The sequence below is a fragment of the Bradyrhizobium sp. JHI2711 genome (assembly GCF_056156565.1).
On sequence record NZ_JBPZPT010000010.1, the window covers coordinates 58,167 to 81,061 of the forward strand.

The window sequence follows — 22,895 nt, forward strand, 5'->3', positions numbered from 1 at the left end:
TCAGTCCATGAGCTGGCCGCCCGGAGCTAGGATCGTCTGAGGTTGAGCGGAGGCCTCACGCTCTGGGTCTGCGAACAGCAGGTCATTGACCTCGGCGCGGGTGTTGCCTTTTTTCTCCGGGCCGATCGGCAAATGGCGCCTTTTGCAACGCGAACAAGAATATGAACACATGCTGGGTCGATCTGTTTGTGTACCGTCACTCCATGCCGCGCGATCCGTAGCTTACAGCGAGAGCAATGCTGCGAATGGCTCCCCGCTTCTCGTGAGATGACGCGTCCTTGACGCGTCATCTCGCTCCCTGCTTGCACAGCGGTGAGGTTAGGGGACGCGCTCGATGAGCTCGTACGTCCGGAATGATCAAACGGATTCCCCATTCTGCTCCTGTTCTAGCGTCAGAACCTGTAAGTGACGCCGCCGCTGACGAGCCATGGATCGATATTGGCGCGCCCGGTGACGGCAATCGCATTGTTTACGGTCGCGGAGTACTCCGGCCGCAGCCACAGCTTCTTCACGTCAAAGTTGAGGCCCCAGTGACGATCAAGCATGTAATCGAAGCCGAATTGGACCGCCGCGCCGAATTGGTTGCTGATGTGCAAATCCGTCACCGCAAGACCGGCGGGCGACGTATTGGCTGCCGATTGGTTGAAGAATGCGGTGTAGTTGATGCCCGCACCGATATAGGGTTTGAGCGCGCCGAATTCGGTGAAGTGATATTGCAGGGTCAGTGTTGGCGGCAACAGCCAGGCTTTGCCGATATCGAGGCCAGTGAGCGCGCCATTGCCGCTGATGTGATGGCTGGTCACGCCGAGAATGAGTTCGGCGGCAACGTTTTTTGTGAAGAAATAGGTGATGTCGAGCTCGGGTACGGCTTGATCGCTGATCGAAAGGCCAGAACTTGGTGAGGACAGCGAGGGGGCCCCGGCGATGCTGACCGAGCTGCCTGCGGTATCCGGCAAAACGCCAAGCACGCGCAGGCGGATCATCCATGGATTGAAGGGTTCGATCGGAGGCGCTTTATAGTAGACCGGCGTCCGACCCAGATCCGCAGCCTGTACCGAGATGCTGGCCAACGAGGTCGCGAGCGCGAGGAGCGATGCCCTCGTCAGAACTGTCCTTGTTCTCATCGAATTCTCCATTCCAAAATCGGCGCGAAGAGCCGCGCGAGATCTCTGTGACACTGGGGAATGGCGGAGGATTTGATACCGATCAAATGGGAGCGGCCATAGCGCAATTATGCCGCTAAGTTGCATAAGGATCACGGCCGCGAAGCGTTGTGATCTGTTCTGATCGTTATTCAATTGAATAGAGCAGAATGTCTTCAAGAAACCGCTTCTCGCCTTGGTGCTGTGATCCAATCCGTGCCGCGGAGGTCATGCGCGATAAAGGCGGCAACTGCGGCGGCCTCTCACACACTACACAGGCGAGAAGCGCGGCATTCGAGCGCAATAGAGGCGATGCCCCTTACGGAGCAGTCACTCGTGCGAGCGTCTCAGGGAAGGTCCCGTCGCTTACTACCGGTGAAGGAAGCCGGAAGTGGGAAACGGCATCTCTGCCTCGCTTGATAGCGGTGGGTACCCTCCGCCCGTTTCTCACGTCTGCGGACAACGCGTACGGTTTGCTTCGTGCAAGCATCCGCCGAGATCATCTTGCGTGTTGCCGCCAAGCAGGGACAGCACGGGCTCATGATCGAGTCCGGCACATCGTGCCCCGTCTACGTCGATCAGCGGTCGTCGTATCAGGAGCGGATCGACTATCATCAATGCGAGCGCGCTTGCCGGGTCGATAGTATCGGATTGACTTCGCCTGACTTGATACGGGGGGCAGCTCGGTTGAACCAGGCTTTGACCGGCACATTGCCGAAGAAGCCGCGCAATTTCTCCGCATCCCATGAATCTTTCAAGATGTCTCGGGCGATCACGTCGGACTTCAGCTTGAATCTGACGCGCGTTAGTGGCGCAGCCGGGCTTCTGATAAAAGATGATTGTCGCCACGACATACCTATGTAGGCGCGCTGAGCTGAACGATTGGCATGGCGCGGCTGCTTTCGGGAGCCCATTCGAATTTCTTGCCGATCATCTCCAATGTCAGCGCATCAAGCGCCGTACCGTATTTGCAACACTCGCGGCTGGTCCGCCAGGTTTCGAGCCCGACCGGCATATTCACTGTCCTAGGATCGCCCGGCTTGCGAGAAGAGGACAAAGTGCCGTTCCACACCAGAAGGCATCGGAACAGGTCTCGCCAAATCGGCTTTTCGCGTAGATTGTTGTGGTCGTTGTTAGTTTTCTGACAGTCGCGCAGATCCTGTCAGATCCAAAATAGCCAAGGCCTCACTCACCGGCTGGTGTTTTTTAGAAACGTAATCAGAAGCTTAAGGAGCGCGGTCAAGCGTTGGCACGGCGGTTGCTAATAAGCGACAGCAACACTGAGTGAGGGCTGAGTGCACGCCGACGCGTAACACGAGCGATGCGCTCCTTCCCTCGAACCCGTGTGCCCCCGTTTCTGAGAGAGAAACAAGCTCGCGCGCAAGAAGCGCGCAACTTTTGGCAAATCGGTTGATGGAGAGCAACATGTCTTCACTGAGACAAATCGCGTTCTACGGGAAGGGCGGCATCGGCAAGTCGACCACTTCGCAGAACACGCTGGCGGCGCTGGCCGAGATGGGTCAGAAAATTCTGATTGTAGGGTGCGATCCGAAAGCGGACTCGACCCGCTTGATTCTGCACGCCAAGGCGCAAGACACGATTTTGAGCCTTGCAGCGAGCGCCGGCAGCGTTGAGGACCTCGAGCTCGAGGACGTAATGAAGGTCGGCTACAAGGACATTCGCTGCGTGGAGTCCGGTGGTCCTGAGCCGGGTGTCGGCTGCGCCGGCCGCGGCGTCATCACCTCGATCAATTTCCTGGAGGAGAACGGAGCCTACGAGAACATTGACTATGTCTCATACGACGTGCTCGGCGACGTCGTTTGCGGTGGTTTTGCGATGCCAATCCGCGAGAACAAGGCGCAGGAAATCTATATCGTGATGTCCGGTGAGATGATGGCGATGTATGCTGCGAACAACATTTCCAAAGGCATCCTGAAATACGCGAACTCTGGCGGCGTGCGGCTGGGCGGTCTGATCTGCAACGAGCGGCAGACCGACAAGGAGCTGGAACTGGCGGAAGCGTTGGCCAAGAAGCTAGGCACTCAGCTGATCTACTTCGTGCCACGCGACAACGTGGTGCAGCATGCCGAGTTACGCCGCATGACGGTGCTTGAATATGCACCCGATTCCAAGCAGGCCGATCACTATCGCAATCTTGCGACCAAGGTTCATAACAATGGCGGCAAAGGCATCATCCCGACCCCAATCTCCATGGACGAGCTCGAGGACATGCTGATGGAGCATGGCATCATGAAGCCCGTGGATGAATCCATCATCGGCAAGACCGCCGCCGAACTCGCGGCCTCGTAAAGGTCGCGAGTCGCGGCCTTGTAAAGGCGCGCGACGGATGCCGGTCTCCCTCACCGCCCATCCCGGGAGGCCGGCATTCTGACGATCGACCCTGATCAAAACCAGGATGCGGCACGCAAACCTGACCATTGTGGAAACCCGCAAAATTATGTTCGAAGCGCACTTCCTTCCGTCGCCGGCTGCTTGTGCCGTTGATATCAACAGCCAGATGCACAGGGGAATTGCAACCTATCGCATGCTCACCGGTGTGCCTCCTACAGATGCCGATATTACCATTGACAGCGATCTCGATCGCCATGTCCTGGCGTCTATCCTGGCGGCTGCCACAATGGATGGTGGCTCTCTTCCCGAGAAGGCTGGCCTGTCCGGCCTTGAACTGGTGGCCTTGCTGGAGCAGTACTTTCCCTCGCTTGAGATCAAGCTCGCGGAGCAGCTCTCGGATTTCGAGTGCGAAGAGGACGACGAGATCGCAATGTTGCGCGATCTCTTGCTCGAGCAACGCTCGACGGAAGGGGATATCGGCCGCTGGCTGGCTGCGATGATCGCGCGCCGTGCCATTGAGCCAGACCACCTGTGGGAAGCGCTCGGCTTGCGCAATCGTGGCGAGCTCTCTCGGCTGCTGAGCCGCCATTTCGCGCCGCTCGCCGCGCGCAATGTCAACAATATGCGCTGGAAGCGTTTCTTCTACCGCATGCTTTGCGAGAATGAAGGGCTCGTGATGTGCACAACACCTGTGTGCAAGCAATGTGACGACTTCAACCTGTGCTTCGGCGAAGAAAGCGGTGAGAGCCGGATGGCCGAGCGCCGGCGCGATCTTCTGTTCCGGGCGGCTCGGCCGGTCGTTGCCGGAGACTGTCCATCTGAACTGCCAGGAGCGTCCGCTATCGCCCCGTCATCCGAGAAAGCCTCGCCGGATTTGGTAAGTCGCGCGGGAGGTTGAGGGCGCGGCCGACGCCGCTTCGATGTGAGCGAGTGACCATGTGTCCAAGGCGGCGGCGGGCCCAAGTGGACCGCGACAATTCTCACATCCTGGCGAGCCGCAATTGCTAACGTTCGAACTCGGCGTAGCAACAGGCAAGGCGTCCGCTTCATGACCTGTCGCATTTGCGACAATTCATTTGCTCAAGAAGGTCGAGGACGGAAGGGGTCATTCGTCAATGGGTTGGACGGGATGGCAGGCTGGCATGCTGGTTGCTGAAGCGTAGGTAGGTCAAACAATGAGGAGCTCTCGCGTGATTGCCGCCAGCACCGCCGCCAAATCGTCCTGGTCCGACCAGGTGCGCGCCAAGCCTACCGTGCTCAACGACACGACATTGCGCGACGGCGAGCAGGCACCTGGCGTTGCGTTCACCACAGAGGAAAAGCTGGCGATCGCGCAGGCGCTGGCGCGGGCCGGAGTCACGGAGATCGAAGCGGGAACGCCGGCGATGGGCAACGAGGAGATCGCCGCCATCCGCGCCATTGTCGAAGCAGATCTTCCGCTGACCACCATAGGCTGGTGCCGGATGCGGGAATCTGACGTCGACGCGGCGATCGAAGCAAAGGTGTCCATGATCAATATCTCGATCCCGACCTCCGATGTTCAGATCGCGGCCAAGCTAGGTGGTCATCGCGACCTGGCGCTAGAACGGGTGAAGCGAGTGGTAGGCTATGCCTGTGAGCGCGGACTTGAGGTCGCCGTCGGTGGTGAGGACTCCTCCCGCGCCGACATTGATTTTCTCATCAGGCTGATGGCGACTGCAGAAGCCGCGGGCGCGCGTCGTTTTCGTATTGCAGATACGCTCAGTGTGCTCGATCCCGACGCGACCTACGCGCTGGTCGGAAATTTGCGTGCGACAACCGATCTCGAACTCGAATTTCACGGTCACGATGATTTAGGACTCGCAACCGCGAACACGCTCTCCGCCATCAGGGCTGGCGCGAGCCACGCCTCAGTGACCGTCATCGGGCTGGGCGAGCGGGCCGGAAATGCACCGCTCGAGGAAATCGCGGTCGCACTCAAGCAGCTCTACGGGCGCGAGACCGGCATCATACTCCGGGAGCTCGAGAACGTCGCCACGGTGGTAGCAGCCGCGGCCGCACGTGCGATTCCTATGAACAAGGCGATCGTCGGACAGCATGTATTTACGCACGAATCCGGCATTCATGTCGCTGGCCTTTTGAAGGATCGACGCACCTATCAATCGCTTGATCCCGTTTTGCTTGGCCGCTGCAACCGCTTTGTGTTCGGCAAGCATTCCGGACTTGCGGCGATCACCGCGTTACTCGATGAACTGCAGCTCGTCGCCAGCGACGATCAAGCCAGGCAGATCCTGTCGCAAGTCCGCAAGTATGCGATCGAGCACAAGCTGCCAGTCGAGCGCGAAACCGTGGCGGCGATCTGGCGCGACGTGTGCGGATGCTTGGCAACCCAGCCCGCGTGAAAAGCCGTGCCCAGCAACGTTTGCGTCGACCCTTCGCAAACCGACGCGCCGCAAGGACAGTGTCCCATGTCGCTGATGGCGCAAGCGGCGCCCAGCTTTCGCACGTCAGATCCCTGGCGCGATCTCACCTCCAAATCTTAGTTCCCGTTCCGCCATACATGCTGTGATCTCCTACACAATGACGAGCCGTCCCCGGACTGCCAATCGGCATCTTCTCGCGCGGCTGATTTCCGGTCCGACGACCGTCCTGACGAGCGTCAACCTAGATCGTGGTTTGGCCATTGATCCCGGATCTTCATCGGGACTGGCTTCGTCACCGGCGGACCCGCCGATCTGGGCAGCGAAGTTGAGAGCACCGCTTTCCGGGTTGTGGCGTGCGCATCAGCTGTGCGAGGCAGGACGGCAGCAGTCAACAGGCGCAACCCCATCTCATTGACCGTCCAGAGCTAATCTGAAGGAGAAGTTTCGATGATCAACTCATCCCCGGCAGCCGGTATCCTGGTTCGGCTCAGCAAGGCCTCGTCGGCAGAGGATTTTTTTTCGCTGCTAGGCGTCGATTACGACCCTAAGATCGTGAATGTCGCGCGCCTTCACATCTTAAAGCGCATGGGACAGTATCTTGCCAAAGAGCAATTTGCTGGTGCCGCCGAGCCGGAAATCAGAGCTCGGTGCAAGGCGATGCTGGAGCAGGCCTATGCCGATTTCGTGGCATCGTCACCGATCGACCAGCGAGTGTTCAAGGTTTTGAAGGATGCCGTCGCAGACCCTAAGAAGGCCGCTGCCTTTGTCCCGTTGAGCGAGCTGAAGTGATCTCGCGGTCCACTGCAAGCAAGGTTTGCCGGCGGGGCGCCATGGCAACCCGATGTGCAGCCTTCGTCCTTATCCGGGTCAACTCTCTGCAACCACGACCCGAGCGGCGCCTGTCGTATTCCCGACCCATGTCTGGACTGGTCGTGTCCACGGTATCAGCGGCTATTTCAAGTGTCTCCCAAACCATTACTTTCGACTGACTTTCAAGGGTTTTTGCAACTGGTACGACACTTGCTGTTGTCCTGCCGGTATGATCATCGCTGCCGACAGATGCTAGTCGTCCGAGATGAGATTGAAGGAGACCCATGATGCTGCTTTTACTGCCTGCCGAGCGCTGCGGCATCATCTCGTGGCCTACGATCGCGCAGGTCCGTTCGAAATGGTCTTTGACGCGATCGAAGTTCCGTATCGACGGTCAGATGGTGGTCAATGGATAAGTCGCCCGTTCGCGCTACACCTGGAGAGGGTATGCACAGCGTCATCCCCATCAAATCGGCCCCCGATTCCGCTCAGATTTGTATCCATCTCATGGCGGACAGCACGTTAGGAAGAGGGCCAAGGTCGGCGCATGCGGGTTGTCGGCGCTGGAGGCTCGGGATGGATTGCGTGACAGGTGCGTTGCGGGGATCGCCCTCGCCGTCACAGTCAATGTGGAGCCGCTGGGCCGAAAGTGAGGCGCAGGTATTGCGCAGCGAACGGACACGCCAACTCAGGCATGGAAGCGACCGGTCAGAATCACCGCGGCCGCATTCGTCGAACCCGGCGCGCAAGGGTCCAGTGTGGAAGACCTCTCCAAATCCGGCCGGACCGGTACGTCTATCGCGACGACGGGTCTTGTTGTGCGGCCGGTCGGACCAGGCTGACGGGGCAGAGCAACCGGCCACCTGCTGACCAAAAGTGATCTTCAGTCAACGAAGCTAAAAAGCGACCTGTGGCGCGGGCGCGCCTATCTTTGAGGGGAATTTTGAGTATGAGCAATGTCACCAGAACGGCCATGCCGGCGGCGGCCGGCCGCGCAGCAGCAAAAAAGGAACTGCCGGAGCACTTTAAGGCGTACAAACACGTTTGGGTCTTTGTTGAGCTGGAGCGCGGCCAGGTGCATCCGGTTTCCTGGGAACTCATGGGGGCGGGGCGCAGGCTTGCCGACAGGCTAAAAGTGAATCTTGCCGCTGTCGTTATCGGTCCGGAGGGGCAGCACACACGTAACGCCGCGCTTGATGCCTTTTGCTATGGCGCCGACCTGGCCTATCTCGTGAGCGACAATGTTTTGTCGGATTACCGCAACGAATCCTATACAAAAGCGCTAACCGAACTCGTCAACACATACAAGCCCGAGATCCTGCTATTGGGGGCGACGACGCTCGGTCGCGATCTCGCAGGTTCCGTGGCGACGACCCTGTCGACCGGGCTCACTGCCGACTGCACCGCGCTGGACGTCGACGCCGATGGTTCGCTTGCGGCAACGCGTCCGACCTTTGGCGGCTCGCTGCTCTGCACAATCTATACTTTGAATTATCGTCCGCAGATGGCAACCGTCCGCCCGCGGGTCATGCCGATGCCTGAGCGCGTCGTACGCGATGCCGCTCGTATCATCGTCCATCCGCTCGGTCTTATCGAAGACGATATTGTCACAAAAATATTGTCGTTCCTACCCGACCGCGATGCAGAAACGTCCAATTTGGCCTATGCCGATGTCGTGGTTGCGGGCGGTCTGGGACTGGGATCGCCTGAGAACTTTCGGTTGGTGCGCGAGCTCGCAACGCTGCTTGGCGCTGAATATGGCTGCTCGCGTCCTCTGGTGCAAAAAGGCTGGGTCACGTCTGACCGGCAAATCGGCCAGACGGGCAAGACCATCCGGCCAAAGCTCTATATTGCCGCCGGCATTTCCGGCGCGATCCAGCACCGGGTTGGTGTGGAGGGCGCGGATCTGATCGTCGCCGTCAATACTGACAAGAACGCTCCGATCTTCGACTTCGCCCATCTCGCGATCGTCAGTGACGCCATGCAATTGCTACCCTCGCTCACGGCCGCATTTCGCGCCCGGCTTTTGCCGAATTCGCGCGCCCGGATCGCGACGGCCTAGAGGAGATGATGATGATTGAAGAGAGATTCGATGCGATCGTGGTCGGAGCCGGTATGGCCGGCAATGCGGCGGCATTGACCATGGCCAAACGCGGCATGAAGGTGCTGCAGCTCGAGCGGGGCGAATATCCCGGATCGAAGAATGTGCAGGGCGCCATCCTCTATGCCGACATGATGGAAAAGCTGGTCCCCGAGTTTCGAGAGGAGGCGCCGCTCGAACGTCATCTGATCGAGCAGCGGTTCTGGATGATGGACGATCGCTCCCATGTCGGCATGCATTACCGCTCAGACGACTTCAACGAGGAACGGCCGAACCGGTATACGATTATACGGGCCCAGTTTGACAAATGGTTCTCTTCCAAGGTGCGGGAGGCTGGCGCGACCGTGCTGTGCGAGACGACCGTCACCGAGCTTGTACGGGACGAGCGTGAAAGAATCGTCGGTGTTCGTACAGATCGCCGAGACGGCGAAATACATGCCGATGTCGTCGTGCTGGCCGAGGGGGTCAATGGCCTGCTCGGGACGCGCGCGGGCCTGCGCGCGCGGCCGAGACCCGATAACGTTGCGCTCGCGGTGAAGGAGATGCACTTCTTGCCTCGCGAGACTATCGAGGCGCGCTTCAATCTCAAGGGCGATGAAGGCGTCGTGATCGAGGCGGCCGGTACCATTTCCCACGGCATGACAGGGATGGGTTTCATCTATGCCAACAAAGAGTGCATTTCGCTCGGCATCGGTTGTCTCGTTGCCGACTTCCAGCGCACGGGCCGGACGCCCTACGGCCTGCTCGATCAATTCAAGAGGCATCCTTCTGTGGCGCCCCTGATAGCAGGGTCCGAAGTCAAGGAATATTCGGCGCATCTCATTCCTGAAGGCGGGTACAAGTCGATCCCGCAGCTTTATGGCGAAGGCTGGGTCGTCGTGGGCGATGCGGCCCAACTCAACAATGCCATTCATCGAGAGGGCTCCAATCTCGCGATGACTTCCGGCCGTATCGCCGCCGAAGCGATAGGTCTGGTGAAATCGCGCGGCGAGCCGATGAGTGCAACAAATCTGGCGATCTACAAGAAGATGCTGGACGACTCCTTCGTCATCAAAGATCTAAAGAAGTACAAGGATTTGCCGCCCCTGATGCATACGCACTCACAAAACTTCTTTCTCACCTATCCGCAGCTCATCTCCAAGGCGATGCAAAACTTTGTGCGCGTCGATGGTACGCCCAAGGCTGAGAAGGAGAAGGCGACCCTGAAATCCTTTGCCAAGGCGAGGTCATGGACAGGTCTGTTCGGCGATGCTTATCGTTTTGCACGGGCCTGGCGCTGACCGGGACAGCGTGAAGGCTAACAATGGAAGGTCAAAGCATGAATGTCGAACCCCCAGTGCGCGTCGAAGACAAGCTGTATTACAACCGCTATCTTGTCGACATCGGTCATCCTCACGTCAAGGTCCGTGCGCACACGACGCCATCGCCGCAGCTACTTGCACTTTTGAAAGCCTGCCCCGCGCGATGCTACGAGCTCAATGACGACGGCCAGGTCGAGATAACCGTTGACGGCTGCATCGAGTGCGGTACCTGCCGCGTGATCGCCGAGCCCACCGGCGACATCGAATGGAGCCATCCGCGCGGCGGATATGGAGTGCTGTTCAAGTTTGGGTGATGGTGGAAAAAAGGGCGGGCCGTGGTGCGACCGAGGTTAGGCGATAGGATCTCACCGCATGTGTGGCGCATTCCGCGTCAGTTGCACGGCGCCTGGAATTCGAGCAAGACGCTCTTCATGCGGACGCTGCGCAAGACATGATTTGCAGATGTCCCGCTCGTTCGGGAGCCGCAAAGGGCTCGTTGTGGCGTCACTGAGTGGCGCCACAACGCAGTCGATCGTATGGCAGAAGAAGGATCAGCCCCTCGCCCGAGAGGGGGTGGGCCCAGCGGCCTCGATTGCGATCGCCACTGACTGCATGATCGCGGCAAAGCGTACGGCGGTCTGGATCGCTTCGGAACTGACGCCCGCGGCTCTCAGTGTCTTCTCATGGGCATCGATGCAAGCACCGCAGCCGTTTATGGCCGAGACCGCAAGCGACCACAGCTCGAAATCGGACTTGTCGACGCCGGGATTGCCGATGATGTTCATACGCAGCCGTGGCGGCATCGTCTTGTATTGCGAGTTGGAAACGAGGTGAGCGAAGCGGTAGTAAACGTTGTTCATTGCCATGAGGGAGGCTGCGGCTTTTGCTGCGGCGATCGCCACAGATGTCATCACGGCGGCGGCAGCCGATTCGATCGCGGCAATCAGGGCTGCGTTGCGGGTGGCAATAGCGCTCGCCAGCAGCAGCCCGTATTTTTGCTGTGGCGAAAGCGTCTCATCGGCCACCAAGGAGGTCAAGTTAAGCCTGACATCCTTCGCAAAATCTGGAATCCTGTCGCTTAGTTGTTCGATCGACGACATGCTGCCTCAAGCAACCTTCAAGGTTTCGCCGCCGATTTCGCGGTTGCAGGGACAGAGCTCGTCGGTTTGCAGCGCGTCCAAAACGCGGAGCGTGTCCTTAGGACTGCGCCCGACACTGAGATTGGTCGCATAGACGTGCTGGATCGTATTTTGGGGGTCAACAATAAAGGTGTAACGATAAGCAACCCCTTCAGGTGAACGCACGCCAAGACCATCGACGAGCGTTCCCTTTGTGTCTGCAAACTGCCAGATTGGCAGATTGTGCAGGTCGACATGTGAGCGCCGCCAAGCGAGCTTGCAGAACTCGTTGTCAGTCGAACCACCGAGTACAATCGCATCGCGGTCGGCGAATTCCTTGGAGAGCCGCGCAAACTCAGCGATCTCTGTCGGGCAGACGAAGGTAAAATCCTTGGGATAGAAGAAGATGACCTTCCATTTTTCTGCAAAACTCGCCTCGGTCAGCGTCTCGAATGCACTCTGTCCTCCTTCTTCCTGCGCTTGAAAACCTGGCTTCACGCCTGTGATTTCGAACGGCGGCAACTGACTTCCAATTCCGAGCATGCTGTCCTCACAAATTTGCTTTTGTAGATCGTGATTTCACTGTTGAAGCAAACTATATGCCATCCGTTCTCGGGAGTGGATTCCAGCGGCTTTGATACGAGCATGCTCGCGCGCTTGGAGAGTCGATCAGCGCTAAGTTCTGAAAAATCAGTAGCCAAGCGCTTCGCTCCAACTATTTACGATCACAAGGCAGCAGCGTGCCAACGCCCGCGCTGAAGGGTCGCCAGTCGGCAAGGCATTTCTTCGGAACGGCCGTTAGGACTACGCCTCGGGTGATCGCGTCAACGAATTCGGCGCGCAGGCCCCGGCCAGCTGCTTCTTGTCTGGCGAATTTGTTGGTCATGAGAAGATCGAACTTGTTGCGAAGTGCCTGGGAAAGGACAGCTGCGGCCTTGGCAAGCGCATTTGTACCGAGATTACAGGACCTCCGCTGCTGAGTGGCTGGGAGATCGAGATCTCTTGTCCCGTCGCAACGTCGATTGTGATCATGACGTGCGTCACATTTGCGCGCATCGAGTGTCGCTGCACGATGCCGCCGAAGCGTAGGCCTTGCTGCGCGATATCCTGAGCGAACTGGGCGAGTAGCCTATCGGCATCGTCTTTTGGGCGGTAGTGAATTGCCCCCACACTATACGGACCTATCTGATCCAGATCATCGATCACGGCTGGGATCCTGTTGATGTGTTTCTCTTGTCGGGGAATATCTGTCGAGGTTCTCATGCGGGTCGTGGCGGGTGTTGCAAGCACCGCTCGGCAGCCGCAAGCGGAACGGCGCGAGCGACCTCGGCGAATACGTCCGCTCCATCGCTGAGCCGTAGCGCATCAAAGGACCGGCGCGTGATGCGCGCCAAGAGCTACGCCAGAACGGCCAATTTCAACAGTCAGAAGAAGGTGACCTCTGCCTCGTCGAACGGCAGAGAGGCTTTGTGCGTGCCGGAAATACGTTGAGGATAGAGCTTGCACGCGGGCGCTCACACGCAATGCTGACGTCGCCGGCTGCGATGCGGAGCCGCAGCTGCGCGCCCGGTCTAAGCGGCACTCCAGGTATCAGAAGGCGTGCCCCCTCTAGGCGGAGCATGATCAGCCCATAGCGTCCGTAGCCGCCGACCACGGTATCAAGACAGACTGCCGCGTCGCGGCGCCTGGCAAGCGCCGGTTCGCTCTAAACGACATGGAGCGGCCCTGCCGCAGTCATGACGCCATCTTTCATCATGACAAGATGATCGGCAAAACGCTCGATATCAGCGATGTCATGGCTGATGTAGATCATCGGCAGTGGGAGCTGTTCCCGCAGGCGCTCGAGAAATGGTAGGATCTCGCATTTGGCGGAGCGGTCGAGCACAACGAGTGGATCGTCCAGCAAATGCAGCCTAGGCTGGCCTAACAACGCGCCGCCAAGCGCAAGTCGCTGTCGCTCGGCCGCGGAAAGATGCGATGGCGAACGCTCGAGCAGTGGCGCCAAGGCGAGTAATTCGACCACACCATCAAAATCGATCAGTGTCGGTGTCGATTTTGACGCGTTATGTAGAAGGGTGCGCCGTACAGACCAATGAGAGAAAAGAGTTGGTAGCTGGAATACATATGCGACGGGACGCAGATGAGGCGGTCGAAATGTCGTCTCATCCTGCCAAATCTCTCCATCGACCGCACAAAATGCGTTCGGCAGACGCTGCACGCCCGCGATGCAGCGCGCGAGTGTGGTCTTGCCGCACCCGGGCGGACCAAAAGTCGCTGTGACGCCTTTGGCTGGTACGCTGAATTGCGCATCTAGCGGAATGTTTGCGAGAGAGCCGTTGAACGTAACCTCTATATAGCCCGCTTTTGCTTCTCTCATGAACCTGCGCCGGTGCTGTATCTTCCCATCCAAGACACGAGCACAATCACTGCAATGGAGATCATGACCATGCCTCCGAAAATCCAGTCCGTGCCGCTCCAGCACGGCGTCTCTACTCGGGTGAGGGCATAAGGTGCGGCGGCGAACTGCAGAACGGTGTTAAGACCAGAGGCGTCTTCATCTCCCAGCCGCGAGGATTGTGACAATCGGACGCTGCCCGGTTGCGCTTGCCAATGAGACACCTAGCAACGCGACGTTCTCAGCCTGCTTGGCAAAGCCGAGGGCTTCTGCTGAATGTCCAAATGGCCCGGCTTGAGAGGTTTGACGGTAAAGATGTCGGCTCGCGCCAGAGCTGAATACTGGCTCGGGATCAGAAATCCGCATCAAGCCTCCCACAGCGTTGCTAGCCGATTTGAAGTTTGCGCCGGTCGCCATAGTCGTGGCCCCTGCATTCTCGGGTGCGAGCAGCATCAAAGCTAGATCGATCTGGATGAATCGGATAAGCCTCATTGGAACTCCGGCTCCGCCGTCGCGACTGGTTGATCCCTGCCCAGCAATCCGCGTGCCGCTTCAATGAATATCTGCGCGTCTAGCGGTGAAGGAGGCTTTGTATCGGGCTCCACTCGGCGTAAATCGCCGCATGTCATTGTAGGGCTTTGGACGCTCGCGTCACCAACCGCACATGCAGGAGCTACGAAGTGGAAGCTGAGGATGATCGATCGCCTCTTGCATTGGAGATGGTGCTTTGGCGAACATGCGGCCGTAAAACTCGTCAATGATGCACAAGTCCATGTCACCCGATTTGGCGCACCTTCCGGTGTGCGCGGAGGTGAAAGTCGGCAGCGGGGCGCTTGGGAAAAAGGGCTGATGTGAGATGAGATGCTGTGCCCGCGAGCTACGGGAGAACGTCTTCCTGGCCGCACCGGTCGCGGGCGCATCTCAGGCGCGCGGGCCTTTGTTGCAACGCGAGGTGACCCAGGATTGAGCTGCCCAAGTTGGATACTTTTACAGGCTCCGAAGGAATTCTTGCGTCAGCGACGAACCGTTGGGACTCGAGGCTCGCAATTGCAGCCTGCTAAATGCTCCAGCTTGGACCGCGATATCGCCTGATTTCGCTGCGGCAGCGGTATCTTCCTCGCTAATCACAACGCCGCGTGTCGCTATCGTGAAGGCTTATTTGTCTAGGCAAGGTTTTGGGGTTGCAATGGTCCGCGTTGGCAGCATCGGGTAATCGATCTTTGGCAGCTGCCCGGTGAGCGAATTCAGAAACGCTACAATCTCGTCAGATTCTTCATCACTGAGCTTTGCGCCAAGCTGAACCTCACTCATCACGCCAACCGCTTGCTTAAGACTCCAAACCTGACCGGAATGGAAGTAAGGAGGGCGCAACGCGACGTTCCGCAACGGCGCGGAGCGGAAAACATATTCGTCCCCGAGATCCTTGGTGATGGCAAAGCGACCCTTGTCCTCCCTCGGAAGCAGCCTTTCGGCGGGCTTTTCAATCATGCCGAACGGGAAGTATTCTTGTCCACCGACGTTGATTCCGTTGTGGCAAGAGGAGCATCCCTTTGCGATGAATAGCTTTAGCCCAGCTTTCTGCTGATCAGTGAGAGCATATTCATCGCCCTCGAGGTACTGATCGAATGGGGCGGCGGGAGTAATCAAGGTCGCCTCGAAAGCCTCGATGGCCTTGGCGAAATTTTCAAACGTAATTGGCGTCGCATCGTTGGGAAAAGCCTTGCTGAACATAGCGACATAATCGGTCATTGAATTCAATGTTCTGAGCACGCGATCGGGCGTCGCATTCATTTCGATGCTGGCCTGGACAGGGCCCGCGGCCTGCGCCTTAAGATCCGCCGCGCGTCCATCCCAGAACTGCGCCACGTTGAAGACTGCGTTATAGACTGTTGGCGCACGACGTGACCCCAGCTGCCAGCGATGACCAATCGACGTCGGGCCGGCATCTACCCCGCCCGTCCCAAGGTTATGACACGTGTTGCAGCTAATAACCCCGCTCGCCGATCGCCTCGGATCGAAAAACAAGGATTTGCCAAGTGTGACCTTTTCATGGGTAATAGGATTGTCCTTCACCGCTGGAACGGTTGAGGGAATCGGCTTGAAAATGCGCTTGGCGGCGCTCATCAAATCCTCATTGGCGCCTGCTGCTGGCGAAACCAGAATGGCTGAGGCCATAACACTTAACCTGCCGACCCTGGAAAACTCGCGTACCGCTAATCTCCTCATGTGAAGTCTCGCTTTTCTCCTAGATCGTGGATTCGCGAACATAGCCCTCGGTCCCAGAAAGACCTGTAGCAGTCAACGTCGAATGGTGTCTTCCGTGTTCCGGCTAGGCCGCACCAAGGCTGACGTTCTGCCGGTGTTACTAGCAACCGGTGTGCCAGCGGGGCTCAAGGTCGAAGCTGCTGAGCCGGTTTCAAGCAATTGCGCACCGTGAATAGCAGCAGGCCGCATGAGGCTGTCATGGACGGTACGTGGCAGTTGCGACAATCACCACCAGGCAAGGTATCCTGGCCTGTCGGTCCAAACCTCTGTGCTTCTCGGAAAACCCATCTACCGAACTCTTTTGACTCTGCAAATCGGATCGCGAACAAAAGGAGCTGCGTCGACGCAGTTTGTTACTGATCGTCTCGATGCGTGCCCTTTGCGGCTTCAACCGCTTCACTAAGCTAAGCGTCATCCACCAGCATCGGTAACGTTCCTACCCCGGAGGCAGCCGGTCCGGCGCGCAGTTGTCGGGAGTTCGTCCTGCTGCGCCCAATGAGGGCATGCCCGTCTCAGAGCGATTCACACATGCCGGACGACGCTCAAAGTGCTTGAATCGACCGTAGCGTCAGGTTGTAGGCCTTGCGAAGGCAGAACGCCATATTGGGAGCCAGCATCGCCGCACATGCTAAACAGCCGATCTCTGTTGGACCTCCGTGTCTTCGCAACGAGCGTGTTATTCGTGGCGGGACGATGATTCGGGAGGCCGTAATCATTGCGGCTGCCCCGCAACAGCGCGACCATGGCTGCCGAGGCGCCGGTAAACAGATTGAGGAAAGAGTAATAGTTACCGATATGCGGCTTAAGACAGATTTGGTGGGTCATGAGCGACGAATGAGCTGGATTCCCAATGCGCATCGCTGTGCAGCGGCCCTCATTGCGATCGTGATCGCGATCGCAACGGCGTGGTGCACAGGCTACGCTCGCGCGCGAGATCGGCGGGCCGAGGAAGTCTTGACCTCCTGCAGACCGGACGTGATGCGCTTCTGTAACCGCTTTACAGGGCGTGGCGATGCGGACGTGGCCATGTTTTGTCTTAGGGACAATTTCAAGAACTTGCGCGGAGAATGCCGCCGCAGGATGCCAATCGCGGCGGAGAGAAACGACCGACCGAGACGGCGTCTCAACAGGCTTCCGGTCGTCCTCCATCGAGAGTGAGGCGTCCGAGCGGCAGTCGCAGAAATCGAGCGACAGTTAGGTGTTCCAGACTGACGGGAGCCGGAGTTTGGCCCTTGGCCGAAAGTCGATCGGGCTGAAGCATCAGCCTGCCGAGCCGCAGTTCATTTATCAGGGGCACTGAGCTCTGTGAATCGATTCGCCTCGATCAACGATCGATGTGCGCCCACGCGTGTTACGAGGTTGTAATGCGCTCCGAACTTCGATTTCGTACTGCAGCAGTTGGCGCTTTATTCTGAGCTGCTGCCATTCGCTGACTTTGAGGCCGTCGTGAGATTGCCATCGGCCTAACTGGTCGGAAGGGGAATCTGCGTAAACTGCAGTGGTTGCGGCCGGACATTTGCAGAAATCCGTGCTGCTCATCATGGTATGGCGTTGTGCCCGGCAACCAAGTATTTTCCGGCAGCTGGCTAAATCGGCTACAACTGGCAAAAGATCGCCGGTATCCTCGCGTTGGATGTTTCTTCAATAGCGGTCTTCCTCAGATTTCTCAGCTGGGAATTAGCCTGGTCTTGACTGGCGGGCTCAAGGTACAGATACAGCTAGGAAGCCTCTTAGCCGCCCATCGACTTCCCGGAGGAACCGCTTGATGCCATTGCGGGGTTCTCGATGGGCGCTTCAGGGGAGTCGCTTCGTCCGATCGTGGTGCTCTTGGCCGAATACACTTTAGGGCTCAAAGTCAAAGGAAACGACGTCGACAAGAGCCGTTCAAAGGCAGAAAGCTGTTCAAGCAGACGCCTCTCAACGGCCTTGCGCTCTGCGTCAGGTAGGTCCCTTTTAAGGAATCGACGGCAGCGCCAGACTTCGTTCCGCAGCCATCTGATCTCACTTAATGTATCATCAATTGAAGTCATCACAGATCTAGTTCACTTCGTCCCTGGGGTATCAAGCATATCTATCGTCACCGAGCGGCCATTCCTTGGCTCCGCATTCCTGCCGAATAGTTGATCCGAGAACTTGCGACCTCCCGCCTGTTCTTCGCGGTAGGCGGCGAGCAGTTGGATGTATGCAACTCTATCAATCAATATCACCCTACACCGCGCGTGTGACGAGAAATCGCGGCAGATCCTCGCGTTTTCACGGCGCCGCGGTCGTGTGCCTTGCACAATTCCAGCGCTCATTGATTGGTGCGCCAACACCGGAGAGCAGTTAAGCCCATGCCCGCCACGCAGACGGCTCAAGCAGGAGCTGGTAACACACAACGCATGTCCCCATGGTCGATGGCAGCGGAATATGCAAGCGTTTGACGGCTTTGTTGCCTGTTCAGGCGCTGGGCGCGACCTGACTTAGGCCAGCAGCTCGCGAGCCCGAACGTAGCGATGTCGACCTCTAGCGGCCCAAGCGGCATAAGGCGATGGCGGCTTCATTGCGAGCTCCGATGGTGGTCGGTCCCGCGCTGCTACGGCCATTCGCAGTCGCTTACCCGATGAATCATCGATGGGCCGAGGTGGACCTCATCAACATAATGGGAAAGCCGCGGTGGTGCGATTTTGAGGAAGGCGAGCCAGGCTGACTGCGATCCACGGCGCGCGCCAGCCAATCAAAGAAACGCACGCGCCGGGATTGGATCCAAGGTAAAATGTCGGCTGGACGCAGTGTCGAGCCAAATGAGCATTCCACAGACAATCATTGCTATCGACATCCGCTGTGCACGCCTCAGAAGACCGATTTATTAGCTTGAATCTCACGTTGCGACAGGTTGTCCGCTTGCTGATGCGTTGACGGCGCAACGCAAATGGAGACCGAGAGGACGGCCTGCTGATTGCTAGTTTTCTCGTTTTGCGGGCGATGGCCAGGAAAGCCATTTCCGTCGTCACACGGGGCGCCGGGCCAGCCATTGCCCCTACACTGATCAGTTGGAGTCGCCAGATCGCAATGATGGAATGATGCAGGCAGCAGAAATATGGTTGACCACAGCCGTAGGCGCTTTTAACGCAACAGCGAAAGCGCGCTGGCTAAACAGCCCGCGCTCGCAAGCAGATACTCCAACGGAATAGCCGGTCACTCCGGCCAGAGGCGATGACCCGCAGCACTGATGCCGCGCAGAACGCTGCGGTGAAAGCTCGGAAGGCCTTATGTCCTTTCAAACCACCCTCACGAGGGCGCTAGGCGAAATCGATTGCGCCGGCGACATCGTTAAATGCTCAACAGTGGTGGTCACGCGCAACAAGCAACTGCGCACCGTCGACCTTTCGATGTTCCGGAAAGGGGCGGCGGTTGAGTTTCAATCTAGATTTCTGGAGTTTCGAGGAAAGCATCCGCGTCGGAAGATCGTGGGCTACGCCACGACATGCAATGCGTTGAGCCGAAAGGCCGGAGGCTAGGCCGGCCAGGACGTTTGCCAGAGAATAGCTTCTCGAGTGTCGCATCTTGACGGCGTTCTGATTGGGAAGGTCGGAATTAGGGCCCCTTCCATATTTGTACCATCATTCGGTCGGCACACTCCAAAAGAGCGGAATGCCGCTGTGGAGCTATCAGAATCGTGCAACTCACGCAATCTGAAGCCGTGCGCGTGTGCTGAGGATAAGCGGTCCGAGCAGGTGAGGTAAACGACCATCTCTCGAAAGCAGAGTTCAACGGGCATGAAGCTGCGATGTTGAAGATGACTGTCCGTCGCAGCGACACTCTATGCGATGTGGTCGCCAAAGGAACTGAACAAAAAATCAGAAGGACTAGGTCTTGAGCCAGGCGGAGAATGACGTCGTCGAGCACATGCTCTCGTCATTGACGACCAGCGTGTTGCAGAATCGTATCGCACCCTCCGAGGAGCAGGTGATGCATCATTTTGGGGTAGCCTGCGAGAGAGTGGGGCTGATTGCGACCGAGGAGATAGCAATACGTATACTGAAACGAGTTTCATGCGAGATCAACAAGTCTCAGTCGATGCTCAAGTTCATTGATCGCGGCGCCGCTCGATTACACTGAGCTCGACATATAAACTCTGTCGCATCAGTGCAGATACAGCCGTCCGGTCATTCAGTCGAACGTGCACGGATCAAGAGCGTCTCATGGGCGCTTGCCTGTCGAGGTCTGCGACGGTAAGCCGAGGGGGATGGCCGGTTCACGTGGCCGATGTCAAAAACGCAAGGAACTCGTCATCGGAGAATTTAACGGGCCCGTGTTGTTAGCATTTGAGTGCGCGCGGGTCTCGTAGCCAAGGGCGAGCGGCGTTAGGCGCGATGGGCTGCAAGCTTTTAAGCTCAGCTATAACACAAGCGTTTGAACGCGGGGAGAAGTGGGGCCGCCTCGCCGCAAGCGACAGCAAAGTTGCCGGCGCAAGCGCGCCGCTGCCGGCGTGCCGGCGCCCGGCATCAGTCGGCCCAGCTCGAATTCATTCGCCTGCGGGGCGCTGAGCCTAAGGTTGAGAAATTGATGGGGACCATTCGCCATTTTGTCGCTCCGCGGTCCGTCAGCTTATCGACAGCTAGCTCTCGTATCATGAACGTCGCTACTCGCTTGCAGGCTCGGCTCAATGGGCACAGATCTGGCAGGCGAGACCAGGGTGGACCTCAACATCAACCGATCCAGGAGGCGAGACTTCGCCCGGGTTCGCTGCACCGTCTGCAGTTCCTCGGTGTCGCAGCAGCGTATTCGCGCCAGTCGTGCGTGACGGCCCCGCTCTGTGATCGCAGCTCATTGCAGTTAGCCGGTGGAGCGCCATCCATGGTTGGGGATTACCGGTTCTAAGATGCGCCGCCCCGGCGAGTTCGCTTAATTTTTGCTACCGAAAAGACGACATCGATGAATGCAGAACAGCTCGGCCCTGGTACTCCTTCCGCAACTTCCAATTCGGAAAGCTCCGAACTGGGCTCTGCGGGCGCATCGCAATGGGGAGAGGCCTTGACGGACGTGCAGGCGTCCGCTGCCGAGGCCACTGCCTGGCAGGAGGAGGTGTTGACGGATTGGGCTGCCGAAGACGGGCAGGGGCAAAATGAGGATCGGCAACAGGCGGTCAGTCGAACGAGGGCTTGGCGGCGCGCGGGTGATATCAACGAGCTGCTAGATCTGTCGTCTCTGTCCCTGACCGCCTTGTCTGCGCCCATTCTGGCCGGGGTGCGCCGCCTGAATGTCGATGACAATCAGCTCAACAGCCTGCCCGAACGCCTACCAGCAACGCTTCAGGAGTTGGACGCCCGCGGTAACCGCCTGACCCAACTGCCCGGGCTTCCAGCAGGGCTCCAGCGTCTGAACGTCGAGTACAATCAGCTGACGGACCTGCCCGAACCTCTTCCCGGCGAGCTCGAATGGCTCAGCGCCAGCCACAACCGGCTGACCAGCCTGCCTGAGACGGTCCCGCCCCAGCTGATATGGCTCGGCGCCAGCAACAACTATCTGACCAACGTACCCGAGACCCTGCTGACGCAGCTAAGCAGTGACTCGAGCGTTGATCTGGAGAATAATCCGCTCGCCGAGCGGGTGCAGGCCGGCTTGGCAACGGCGATGCATGCCGGAGACTATGCCGGCCCTCAGGTTTTCTTCTCAACCGCGGATGGACCGGTGGAAGTTCAGCCGCGGTCCCTGCAAGAGGTTGCCGCGGACTGGCTCGAGGGCGAGCCCACGGCAATGGCCACTTGGCAGCACTTCGCCCATGAACCGGGGGCCGCGGACTATGCACGCTTCCTCGACAGGCTCCGGGGCACGGTGAACTATGGCAACGAGGCGTTCCGCCAAGCGGTCGCCGAAGATTTGCGGCAGGCAGCCGTCAGGCCGCATTTGCGCGAGGAGTATTTCGAGTTGGCTTCGGGAGCGAATGCGAGCTGCGAAGATCGCATTACTTTGGCCTGGAACGGCATGCAGACTGCACGCCTGAACGCTGATGTCGAGGACGGCGTCTATGATGGGCGACTGGGCGAACTGCTCCAGCACGGCCGCGTCATGTTTCGCTTGGAAGCTCTGGACGGAATCGCGCGCGAGAGGGTCAACTCGCTTCGTCGTGCCTATCCCGACGTCGATGAGATCGAGGTCTACCTTGCCTATCAGACCCAGCTGCGGGACGCGCTGGAGCTGCGGCACATCGCTCCCGACATGCGCTTCATGAACGTCTCTCACGTGAGCGAGGACGATGTGGCCAGGGCCGAGGCATCGGTGCGGAACCAGGAAGCCGCGGAATTTCCGGACTATTTAGCAGCGCGCTGGCAACCATGGGAAAGCGTGGTGAGGCGCATCGCACCCGAAGACTATGCTGAAATGCAGGAGCGCCTCGTCGACGCGATGGGCGTACAGTTTCAAACCCGCTTGGATGAGCGACTGGCCGAGCATGGTCTGACAGGCGATGCCGATGCCGAGCGGGTGCTCGGTGCCCAGATACGCAACGAGATCGCCCGCGAGATCAAAAGCGCGGTCATGCACCAGGTGCTCGGGAAACTCGGCATTGAGCTAAGAGCGCCCTCCGACGCAAGGGCCCGTCGATCTGCCTAGTCGTCCGTTAAGAAGGCGAATTGAGCGCGGCGCGACAGCCGAACGTGCGCCATAGCTGGAGCAGGATGAGGCACAAGAGTTCTCTGAGCCAGGCGAGGATGCGGCGGAAGTTGTGGCCCACGGCTGAGAGGATGACGTTAGCCGCATCGCCGGCGCGGCCTTTGAGGTAGCAGCGGCCGAGGTGACCATCGGCCTTCAGGTGTCCGATGATGGGTTCGATGGCGGAGCGGCGGCGCAGCTCGCGCTTGATGACACCGAAGACGCCGCGCTTCTGGCCGGAGATGAAGATCCGTCGGGGATTTTGTGCGTCGTGGCCGCGGTATCCCTTGTCGACATAGGCCCGCTCGATCGCGCAGCCGGTGAGTGTCTCGGTGCGGTCGATGACGTCCCGCAAGGTGTGACCGTCGTACGGGTT

The 22,895-nt window shown here is 58.6% G+C and carries 17 protein-coding genes and 2 pseudogenes; 10 read left to right on the forward strand and 9 right to left on the reverse strand.

The genetic code is table 11. From position 1 onward, the window contains the following. Positions 1 to 392: 392 nt before the first annotated feature. The 3 genes and pseudogenes from ACTEK7_RS35495 to ACTEK7_RS35505 all read right to left on the reverse strand — a co-directional run bounded on the left by ACTEK7_RS35495 (position 393) and on the right by ACTEK7_RS35505 (position 2,157). Positions 393 to 1,124 (reverse strand): OmpW/AlkL family protein, encoded by a 732-nt coding sequence (locus ACTEK7_RS35495; protein WP_225144493.1) that lies wholly within the window; start codon positions 1,122 to 1,124, stop codon positions 393 to 395. A 465-nt stretch (positions 1,125 to 1,589) separates the two neighbouring features. After that, positions 1,590 to 1,991, reverse strand: a pseudogene (locus ACTEK7_RS35500) (thioredoxin domain-containing protein). A gap of 7 nt (positions 1,992 to 1,998) precedes the next feature. Next, a complete protein-coding gene (locus ACTEK7_RS35505) occupies positions 1,999 to 2,157 on the reverse strand; it encodes a hypothetical protein (protein ID WP_225129550.1) in 159 nt (52 codons plus the stop codon). Between the two features lie 410 nt (positions 2,158 to 2,567). Between ACTEK7_RS35505 and nifH the strand changes: the two genes are divergently transcribed. The 7 genes from nifH to ACTEK7_RS35540 all read left to right on the forward strand — a co-directional run bounded on the left by nifH (position 2,568) and on the right by ACTEK7_RS35540 (position 10,422). Beyond that, positions 2,568 to 3,452, forward strand: coding sequence for a nitrogenase iron protein (gene nifH / locus ACTEK7_RS35510; RefSeq protein ID WP_027571409.1), 885 nt, complete (start codon positions 2,568 to 2,570; stop codon positions 3,450 to 3,452). Positions 3,453 to 3,600: 148 nt separating this feature from the next. Next, positions 3,601 to 4,392 (forward strand): nitrogen fixation protein NifQ, encoded by a 792-nt coding sequence (locus ACTEK7_RS35515; protein ID WP_225129644.1) that lies wholly within the window; start codon positions 3,601 to 3,603, stop codon positions 4,390 to 4,392. 292 nt (positions 4,393 to 4,684) lie between these two features. Next, positions 4,685 to 5,875 carry a homocitrate synthase gene (nifV, locus tag ACTEK7_RS35520; RefSeq protein WP_463671688.1) on the forward strand — a complete coding sequence of 397 codons (1,191 nt, stop codon included), beginning with the start codon at positions 4,685 to 4,687 and terminating at the stop codon, positions 5,873 to 5,875. A gap of 468 nt (positions 5,876 to 6,343) precedes the next feature. After that, the gene (gene nifW / locus ACTEK7_RS35525; RefSeq protein ID WP_225129548.1) at positions 6,344 to 6,685 is read left to right on the forward strand and encodes a nitrogenase stabilizing/protective protein NifW; all 342 of its coding nucleotides are present in this window, start codon (positions 6,344 to 6,346) and stop codon (positions 6,683 to 6,685) included. Between the two features lie 970 nt (positions 6,686 to 7,655). Next, positions 7,656 to 8,768 (forward strand): electron transfer flavoprotein subunit alpha/FixB family protein, encoded by a 1,113-nt coding sequence (locus tag ACTEK7_RS35530; protein ID WP_225129546.1) that lies wholly within the window; start codon positions 7,656 to 7,658, stop codon positions 8,766 to 8,768. Between the two features lie 11 nt (positions 8,769 to 8,779). Beyond that, complete coding sequence (locus ACTEK7_RS35535; protein WP_225129544.1) at positions 8,780 to 10,087, forward strand: FAD-dependent oxidoreductase; 1,308 nt, start codon at positions 8,780 to 8,782, stop codon at positions 10,085 to 10,087. Positions 10,088 to 10,125: 38 nt separating this feature from the next. Further along, a complete protein-coding gene (locus tag ACTEK7_RS35540; RefSeq protein WP_027571403.1) occupies positions 10,126 to 10,422 on the forward strand; it encodes a ferredoxin family protein in 297 nt (98 codons plus the stop codon). A 237-nt stretch (positions 10,423 to 10,659) separates the two neighbouring features. On the opposite strand, the gene ahpD is transcribed toward ACTEK7_RS35540, so the two are convergent. The 4 genes and pseudogenes from ahpD to ACTEK7_RS35560 all read right to left on the reverse strand — a co-directional run bounded on the left by ahpD (position 10,660) and on the right by ACTEK7_RS35560 (position 13,603). Next, the gene (ahpD, locus tag ACTEK7_RS35545; protein WP_225129542.1) at positions 10,660 to 11,208 is read right to left on the reverse strand and encodes an alkylhydroperoxidase, AhpD family; all 549 of its coding nucleotides are present in this window, start codon (positions 11,206 to 11,208) and stop codon (positions 10,660 to 10,662) included. A 6-nt stretch (positions 11,209 to 11,214) separates the two neighbouring features. After that, positions 11,215 to 11,769, reverse strand: a complete 555-nt coding sequence (locus tag ACTEK7_RS35550) for a peroxiredoxin (RefSeq protein WP_225129540.1) — start codon at positions 11,767 to 11,769, stop codon at positions 11,215 to 11,217. Between the two features lie 172 nt (positions 11,770 to 11,941). Continuing rightward, a pseudogene (locus ACTEK7_RS35555) lies at positions 11,942 to 12,489 on the reverse strand (DUF2478 domain-containing protein). Between the two features lie 442 nt (positions 12,490 to 12,931). Then, on the reverse strand, positions 12,932 to 13,603 hold the full coding sequence (locus ACTEK7_RS35560) for an ATP-binding cassette domain-containing protein (RefSeq protein WP_225129538.1): 672 nt from the start codon (positions 13,601 to 13,603) through the stop codon (positions 12,932 to 12,934). A 711-nt stretch (positions 13,604 to 14,314) separates the two neighbouring features. Between ACTEK7_RS35560 and ACTEK7_RS35565 the strand changes: the two genes are divergently transcribed. Next, positions 14,315 to 14,476 carry a hypothetical protein gene (locus ACTEK7_RS35565; protein WP_225129537.1) on the forward strand — a complete coding sequence of 54 codons (162 nt, stop codon included), beginning with the start codon at positions 14,315 to 14,317 and terminating at the stop codon, positions 14,474 to 14,476. Positions 14,477 to 14,776: 300 nt separating this feature from the next. Here the strand turns inward: ACTEK7_RS35565 and ACTEK7_RS35570 are convergent, their stop codons facing one another. After that, positions 14,777 to 15,796: a cytochrome-c peroxidase gene (locus ACTEK7_RS35570; protein WP_275945351.1), complete on the reverse strand. Its 1,020-nt coding sequence runs from the start codon at positions 15,794 to 15,796 to the stop codon at positions 14,777 to 14,779. Positions 15,797 to 19,741: 3,945 nt separating this feature from the next. Here ACTEK7_RS35570 and ACTEK7_RS35575 point away from each other — a divergent pair. Together ACTEK7_RS35575 and ACTEK7_RS35580 are read left to right on the forward strand one after the other, a co-directional pair. After that, on the forward strand, positions 19,742 to 19,987 hold the full coding sequence (locus ACTEK7_RS35575; protein ID WP_225129534.1) for a hypothetical protein: 246 nt from the start codon (positions 19,742 to 19,744) through the stop codon (positions 19,985 to 19,987). Between the two features lie 816 nt (positions 19,988 to 20,803). Beyond that, complete coding sequence (locus ACTEK7_RS35580) at positions 20,804 to 22,480, forward strand: NEL-type E3 ubiquitin ligase domain-containing protein (RefSeq protein ID WP_463671687.1); 1,677 nt, start codon at positions 20,804 to 20,806, stop codon at positions 22,478 to 22,480. A 7-nt stretch (positions 22,481 to 22,487) separates the two neighbouring features. Here ACTEK7_RS35580 and ACTEK7_RS35585 read toward each other — a convergent pair. After that, on the reverse strand, positions 22,488 to 22,895 hold a 408-nt coding region (locus tag ACTEK7_RS35585; protein WP_474810752.1), incomplete at its 5' end, for a transposase.

Coding starts and splice junctions, on each gene's coding strand:
- ACTEK7_RS35570 (WP_275945351.1), bottom strand. CDS start 15,796: ATGGCCTCAGCCATTCTGGTTTCGCCAGCAGCAGGCGCCAATGAGGAT.
- ACTEK7_RS35565 (WP_225129537.1), top strand. CDS start 14,315: ATGATCGATCGCCTCTTGCATTGGAGATGGTGCTTTGGCGAACATGCG.
- ACTEK7_RS35560 (WP_225129538.1), bottom strand. CDS start 13,603: ATGAGAGAAGCAAAAGCGGGCTATATAGAGGTTACGTTCAACGGCTCT.
- ACTEK7_RS35505 (WP_225129550.1), bottom strand. CDS start 2,157: ATGCCGGTCGGGCTCGAAACCTGGCGGACCAGCCGCGAGTGTTGCAAA.
- ACTEK7_RS35530 (WP_225129546.1), top strand. CDS start 7,656: ATGAGCAATGTCACCAGAACGGCCATGCCGGCGGCGGCCGGCCGCGCA.
- nifW (WP_225129548.1), top strand. CDS start 6,344: ATGATCAACTCATCCCCGGCAGCCGGTATCCTGGTTCGGCTCAGCAAG.
- ACTEK7_RS35550 (WP_225129540.1), bottom strand. CDS start 11,769: ATGCTCGGAATTGGAAGTCAGTTGCCGCCGTTCGAAATCACAGGCGTG.
- ACTEK7_RS35495 (WP_225144493.1), bottom strand. CDS start 1,124: ATGAGAACAAGGACAGTTCTGACGAGGGCATCGCTCCTCGCGCTCGCG.
- ACTEK7_RS35515 (WP_225129644.1), top strand. CDS start 3,601: ATGTTCGAAGCGCACTTCCTTCCGTCGCCGGCTGCTTGTGCCGTTGAT.
- ACTEK7_RS35535 (WP_225129544.1), top strand. CDS start 8,780: ATGATTGAAGAGAGATTCGATGCGATCGTGGTCGGAGCCGGTATGGCC.
- ACTEK7_RS35580 (WP_463671687.1), top strand. CDS start 20,804: ATGAATGCAGAACAGCTCGGCCCTGGTACTCCTTCCGCAACTTCCAAT.
- nifH (WP_027571409.1), top strand. CDS start 2,568: ATGTCTTCACTGAGACAAATCGCGTTCTACGGGAAGGGCGGCATCGGC.
- ahpD (WP_225129542.1), bottom strand. CDS start 11,208: ATGTCGTCGATCGAACAACTAAGCGACAGGATTCCAGATTTTGCGAAG.
- ACTEK7_RS35540 (WP_027571403.1), top strand. CDS start 10,126: ATGAATGTCGAACCCCCAGTGCGCGTCGAAGACAAGCTGTATTACAAC.